The sequence below is a fragment of the Paenibacillus sp. UNC496MF genome, from assembly GCF_900113915.1.
GTDB classification, from domain to species: Bacteria; Bacillota; Bacilli; order Paenibacillales; family Paenibacillaceae; genus Paenibacillus_Z; species Paenibacillus_Z artemisiicola.
Genome location: NZ_FORE01000032.1, coordinates 1 through 6,001, shown reverse-complemented (window position 1 = coordinate 6,001; position 6,001 = coordinate 1). Strand labels below are relative to the sequence as shown.

Below are 6,001 nucleotides of genomic sequence, written 5' to 3'. Positions count from 1 at the left end.
ACAAACAACTCGAATCCTGCCTGGGTATTTTCAAACGCAATTGGCTTCCCGAACTCGACTCCGCGGTTGTCTTGTGCGCGAGCCACATGTTTGAATTTTGCGATGTCTACACCGACGATTAAGGTAGAAGATGTGATTTGATTAATACGTTCATGTTGAGTAGAATTCATGATGTAGTCTCCTTGGTTTGTTTTTGGGATCCGTTCAGCCGGCCAGCGTCGTGGACCCCTTAACATCATACCAAGGAGTCTTTTTATTTCTCAAACCTCGTATTTCTTCATAATAGGAATGTTGCCCGTAAGCAATAGTAGTAAAAAATAATAAAACGAATCCCAATCCCCCCTTAAGATCTATTGTCTAGATAATACCTCAAATTGGAACTATACTGCCCGTTAGCTTAATGAAAAGAGCAGCTGCCGCGTGAACTGCACCCTGTCAAGTAGACTGTACAAATATTAAAAGACCTAGGCGGCCTTGGTCCTGAATTCCATCGGACTGAGGCCGTCTAAATTTATCGATGATCTGATACTGAGATAGCGTCCTCTCAAGGTAATCCTTCACCGCTTGCAGCTTAAGCTCAGCACAATAACTCCGATTATGAACGCGGCTCTCCAGACCTTCAAATATTAATGCCGTATTTATGACCTACAGCATTTAAGCCAGACTCCCCATGTTCAATTTCTTCAAGAATAGCGAGTTTCTCCAGAGCTGAATATTGTCGTCTAACCAAAAAGAAGCTCCCCTTTCAGTAGCAGGTTTTATTATTTCACCTGTCTACTGCAAGGGGAGCATATCACATGTCCCACTATCTCAATACTATCTGAAATTTATCGTTGTTCACGGATAACCGCCTTCATTAATGGGTGATACAACCGCCTCATTGACAACAAAGCGCGGGTCTTGGGTAGCCATATGCACCAAAAAATTCGCTACCGCCTCTGGATCGATCCGTTTAGGGTTCGGATTCGTATGCCATTCGGTGTCCATACCTCCGGGATAGACGATGGAACAGCGAATATTATATGGTTTCCCTTCGCCATTTAAAGCCTGGGTGAATCCTGCCATAGCAAACTTGGTTGCACAATATGCAGTTGCATTGGGCCAACCTTTTTTCCCTGCTACAGAGGAAATATTGATAATGTAACCTGAATTTTGTTTCATCATAGTTGGAAACACGGCTTTTGAAGCATAAAACATTCCGCTTAAATTAACCCCAATGATCTGGTCCCACTGATCGGTAGTTAATTCAGTAATAGGGCTAGGATAATCAATGGCTGCATTATTGATTAATAAGTCTACTCGACCGAATGTTTCCAAGGTTAAATTAACCATTTGAACGACTTGGTCGGCTTTGGAAATATCAGTCTGCAGGGCTAAAACATTAGCACCTAAAGATTTGACATAATCGGCCGCTTCATTTAGTTTCTCCGGTCTACGAGCTGCCATGACTATATTTGCGCCTTCTTTGGCAAATGCAATGGCAGTAGCTTTGCCGAGACCGGAGCTAGCGCCTGTAATGATGGCAACTTTTTCATTCATCTTCATGCAATTTCTCTCCTATCCTTCATTTCTCTTGATGCTTTTCTTCCATCTGATTAAAGTTTTCTGAATCAGACATCTTCCCCGAGAGTAAATTCATTATAAAAAAAAATATGTATTTCCATAAGAACTGAAAAAATTATCAGTTACTTACTTTCAAGTTACCTTCTGTTCCGAGATCCTTCTTGTTCCCCCACTTTACAGCCCGAAAAGGCCTTAAATTCATCGCGATCATAATTCTTTATAATATTATATGTCTTATTTGTGAAATTTTCGGATTTTCATTTACTTCTATGTTAACAGAAAATCCACTACTTATCGGAGTATTCCCTTTTTGACTTAAATTCATTGGCCATGATAAGACTTAAACGAGATCAAGGGGATTATCTGGCTCACGTTCCCCTTCCAGCCATTCGATGCCTGGGAAGATCGCATCCGTCTTCCACCGCCAGCAATCGCTTTCGAAGTACGGATCCGCGAATCTCCTCCAATAAAATCATCACATAACCGCCTTCAAGATTAAGTTCTTACTATTCTCTATTTTAATTCTTTTATACCGTTTGCTTTCGCCATAAAACATCATAAATACAGCTAACAATTTGCCATTTCATTGTCATTTAAGCTACATAAATGAGTACCGAGCAAGACATCATATTCATAATAGTCAATTGAACCAAGTGTCAGAAGTATTTATTTGTTAAAGCATAACAATTGGCGCTACCCATTCCAAAATGTGGATTGTAATCTGGCATACAGACCTTCCCGTGAATTCCGGATAACATCTTAAGTTTTCCCGGGATATATAAACAAAAGCTTAAACAAAAGAGGAGTTTAAATGATGAACCAAACAGAACAAAGTGTAATTATAGCTCGATTTCAATTAAAGCCGGGCTCGGATAAACAAGCCTTTTTTGAGAATCTAAAGCCACTGTTTGACACGATGTCCAAAGAACCTACCTTTGTAAATGGCATTGTTCATGAAAATGTGGATAATCCCGATGAAATTGTATTTTATGAAATTTGGAACTGCTCTAAAGAGAAATGGCTGGCGGAAGAAGAAACAAAAGCTTATCGTCAAGGTCCATATACGAAGGCAGCAGAGTTCTTACTTGGCCGAGAACTGAGTTTTTATACACCGACAGGCGAATGGGGAACTAAGATCACTTCAGGTAAACATTTTTCTTGATAAGCACCAGCTCGAAAAAAGAAAATCCCCTTACGGTAAACATGAAAAAGAGTTCATGTGTTAGGATGAACTCGGAATTTGTTGACCGGGGGGATTTTTGTTCTTGCAGACCTAGCGCTCACAGCATGAGATCTCACTCGAGAATATGCTTGGGTTATATAATCATTCGCAATGCGAACAACAATAAGGTGCCGCACATGATCCGGATCAGCAAAACACTGCCGATGCGCCGGGAAATGCGCGCGCCGATCCATCCGCCGAGTAACGAGCCGGGAGCTAATGCTAACACCAGCATCCAGTCCCACTCACCGCGGATCAAATGCATGCCGCTGCCGAACAGCGCCGAGATGAAAATAACCGCCATCGATGTAGCGGAAGCAATATGAGGTGGGAAACGGAATAGTAACAGCGTAACAGCATGGTTGGGATGAGCAGTATCCCCCCGCCTATGCCAAGTAATCCGGCGATCAAACCGACAGCACCACCAACAAACAGTGCCGGCAGCGCGTTATACCCGTATTCATGTTTTGTACCGGCATCATCAGTGGCGTGCGCACATAGCGCCATTTTCCCTGATACGGTTTAATCCGATTGCGAAACAAGAGCAGTATGACCATGAACAACATAAAAAAGCCAAATGCTCTCTGGAAAGCTTCTGGGTGGAATAAGGAAGTCAGGCTGGCACCAAGTAACGACATCGGACCGCTCGAGAGCGAAAAGAACAGCGCACTGCGTAAATCTGCTTTCTTAACCTTTACAAACCGGCACTATGACAACCCCTCCACCCAAACCGACAATGGCGCCAAATGTCGAAGCAATTAATCCGAGAATGAACATTACTAGCAGTGAGGTAAAGTCCCCATGATGACAATATTGGATACACGTACCCCCCTTGCATCTCGTGTACTTTTCAATTTTTAACCTTGTTTACCGTTGTTTAGGACGGTTCAGCCTACAGAAATCATTTTAGAGAACCCGGTCACGCATTATACATTAGAGTTTCTCTTATCGGTCTGAAATGTGAACCATTCGCAGCCGATCCGCTGTCCGCAGCGCCCGATTCTGCGCTGCTTGATGCCATAGCCAATTTTCTTCAGCACGCGAATGAGTTCAAGCTTCTCCTCGTCCGTTGCGTCGGACAAACCGGATGCGACCCTTTGTTATACAGAAATTCAAGGGTCCGAAACGTCTTAGTTCAAACGAGTACTTGTCTCAAATTCAATTTGTTGGTTTACATCTGAATCTACAAGGGTTATTCCTCCTACTCTGCCGGATTTACAATTGGAAACTCAGGCAGAGAACTAAGTTAGTTTACTCTGCCTGAGTTAAGAAAAGTGAAGCATTTTGAGTATGTCAGCGAATTAGCATTACGCTAAATTAATTTAAATTTGAGCCATGCCGCCATCGACGAACAATTCGATGCCATTTACATAGCTGCTATCCTCTGAGGCCAGGAACATCACGGCACTAGCGATTTCTTCTGTTTTGCCTACGCGGCTCAGCGGAACGGAAGTTTTGGCGGATTCAAGGACCTGATCCAGTGCTTCACCAAACAAATCATCATAGGCCGGCGTGTGGACAAATCCTGGGCTCAGTACATTAATTCGAATTCCGGTGCCCTTCAAATCCAGAACCCAGTTCCTTACCATTTGGCGAAGAGCTGCCTTAGATCCTCCGTAGACGCTAAATCCCGGGTCGCCGACTGAGCCCGCGGTCGAACCAGTCAAAATAATCGAGCCCGTTTGATTCGGAAATAGTGGTAACGCTTTTTGAATGGTAAACAACGTACCTTTAACATTTACATCAAAAGTAAGACGGTATTGTTCTTCAGTAATTTGACCCAGAGGGAGAATACTGCCAAGACCAGCATTTGCAAATAAAATATCCAGACGTCCTTTTTCTTGCTTTACCGTTTCAAAAAGCTTGTCCAAGTCATTAAGATTCGAGATATCCCCTTGTACGCCAGTAACCCTTTCTCCAATCCATTTTACAGCCGCGTCCAACTCGCTTTGCCGCCGGCCGGAAATGAACACGTGCGCCCCTTCTTCAACAAGTCGCTTGGCGGTTGTAAGCCCGATACCGCTTGTTCCTCCCGTAACGACTGCTACCTTGCCCTCGAATTTCTTCATGGTTCTGTTCGCTCCTTTTTATTGGTTAGCACCGTATGGTTATACTTTATATCAATCTTTAAGCATTCCGTAATTTGACTCGCTTTCGGATTCAGTCATGATACTCAACATTACGGATTATATTGGGTTTTGCATAATATATCGATAACCAACACCATCGGTTTTTTCAGTCCCGACTTGGGAATAATAATTAAATATTACATCCTCCTTTGTTAAAGCAATCTTGACATCGTATATTGGCTCAACGGTTTGTGGATTTTTCACTCCGAAGAGATGCATTAATCATAGTCCTTATAGAAAAATTCATCCGTAATGTAGATTACCTAAACTGACTTCGTCCGATGGAGATTATGCCCACTTCGGGTCTAGCTCAGTTCTTCTGTGAGCTTTTGAATATGAATCATTACCGTTTTTCGGCTGGTTATGGGAATACCCTCATTGGTTAATTCTTGTAAAGTCAGTGAAACCGCTTCTCCTGTAGCACCGATCACCGGTTTGGAATTTCACTAGTGAACGATTAATTCTAATCTAAGAATGGGGAATGATCGATGAATCAAACCACACTTGCTCCAGCCATCTAAATGACAACAAGTTATTACAATGAATTCCAGCTAGCAAAGGTGGATTTGTTGTACTTAATTAAGAATCGAAATTCATCATTGCGGCCGGCGTGCTTGTGCTGCCTAGGATCGCTGCAGTCATCCCTGCCAACCGTCGGGAATGAGATTAATTCTTGACAATTTCGGAAATAGGATCAAGTTCATGTCATTTGGTATTGACAAGAACTTGATCCCATAACTACAAAAAGCCGCGATTATGGTCTTACCCCCGTCAAGTAGACAGTGAAAAAAACGAACTATGCAACGGCCGTCTCCCGGTAATCAACTGGGGGACGGTTATTTAATTTTTTCTGAAATCTGTTGTAGTTGTAAAATGCGATGTATTCTTCAATCGCCGTGTAAAGCGACTCAGCCGTTTTGGGGCGAGTAAGATGAATTTTCTCTGTCTTCAGATGTGAAAAGAAAGATTCTATACAGGCGTTATCATGGCAATTTCCACGTCTGGAATGGCTCGCAATCATCCCATATTCCTCTAAGCGCTTGTTATAGTGATGGGTTGTGTATTGAAATCCTTGGTCTGAATGCAG

Annotated in this window: 8 protein-coding genes and 1 pseudogene; 2 read left to right on the top strand and 7 right to left on the bottom strand. The window is 42.7% G+C overall.

What is annotated here, in order from left to right; translation table 11 throughout:
- Positions 1–170: pseudogene (locus BMZ79_RS35460) on the bottom strand (IS110 family transposase); the annotation flags it as partial.
- 667 nt (positions 171–837) lie between these two features.
- Positions 838–1,545 carry an SDR family oxidoreductase gene (locus BMZ79_RS33330; RefSeq protein ID WP_090649550.1) on the bottom strand — a complete coding sequence of 236 codons (708 nt, stop codon included), beginning with the start codon at positions 1,543–1,545 and terminating at the stop codon, positions 838–840.
- A gap of 832 nt (positions 1,546–2,377) precedes the next feature.
- Between BMZ79_RS33330 and BMZ79_RS33325 the strand changes: the two genes are divergently transcribed.
- Entirely contained in the window at positions 2,378–2,725 is a 348-nt protein-coding gene (locus tag BMZ79_RS33325) for a putative quinol monooxygenase (protein WP_218154867.1), read from the top strand.
- Between the two features lie 154 nt (positions 2,726–2,879).
- Here the strand turns inward: BMZ79_RS33325 and BMZ79_RS35790 are convergent, their stop codons facing one another.
- Positions 2,880–3,089, bottom strand: coding sequence for a TSUP family transporter (locus BMZ79_RS35790; protein ID WP_371263844.1), 210 nt, complete (start codon positions 3,087–3,089; stop codon positions 2,880–2,882).
- A 103-nt stretch (positions 3,090–3,192) separates the two neighbouring features.
- A complete protein-coding gene (locus BMZ79_RS35785) occupies positions 3,193–3,423 on the bottom strand; it encodes a hypothetical protein (RefSeq protein ID WP_371263843.1) in 231 nt (76 codons plus the stop codon).
- Between BMZ79_RS35785 and BMZ79_RS35780 the strand changes: the two genes are divergently transcribed.
- Complete coding sequence (locus BMZ79_RS35780; RefSeq protein WP_371263845.1) at positions 3,341–3,547, top strand: hypothetical protein; 207 nt, start codon at positions 3,341–3,343, stop codon at positions 3,545–3,547. The genes BMZ79_RS35785 and BMZ79_RS35780 overlap by 83 nt on opposite strands.
- A gap of 164 nt (positions 3,548–3,711) precedes the next feature.
- Here BMZ79_RS35780 and BMZ79_RS35455 read toward each other — a convergent pair whose 3' ends face one another.
- The 3 genes from BMZ79_RS35455 to BMZ79_RS33310 all read right to left on the bottom strand — a co-directional run.
- Positions 3,712–3,867, bottom strand: a complete 156-nt coding sequence (locus BMZ79_RS35455; protein ID WP_256253320.1) for a hypothetical protein — start codon at positions 3,865–3,867, stop codon at positions 3,712–3,714.
- A 240-nt stretch (positions 3,868–4,107) separates the two neighbouring features.
- Positions 4,108–4,854 carry an SDR family NAD(P)-dependent oxidoreductase gene (locus tag BMZ79_RS33315; protein WP_090649544.1) on the bottom strand — a complete coding sequence of 249 codons (747 nt, stop codon included), beginning with the start codon at positions 4,852–4,854 and terminating at the stop codon, positions 4,108–4,110.
- A gap of 856 nt (positions 4,855–5,710) precedes the next feature.
- On the bottom strand, positions 5,711–6,001 hold a 291-nt coding region (locus BMZ79_RS33310; protein WP_143089205.1), incomplete at its 5' end, for an IS3 family transposase.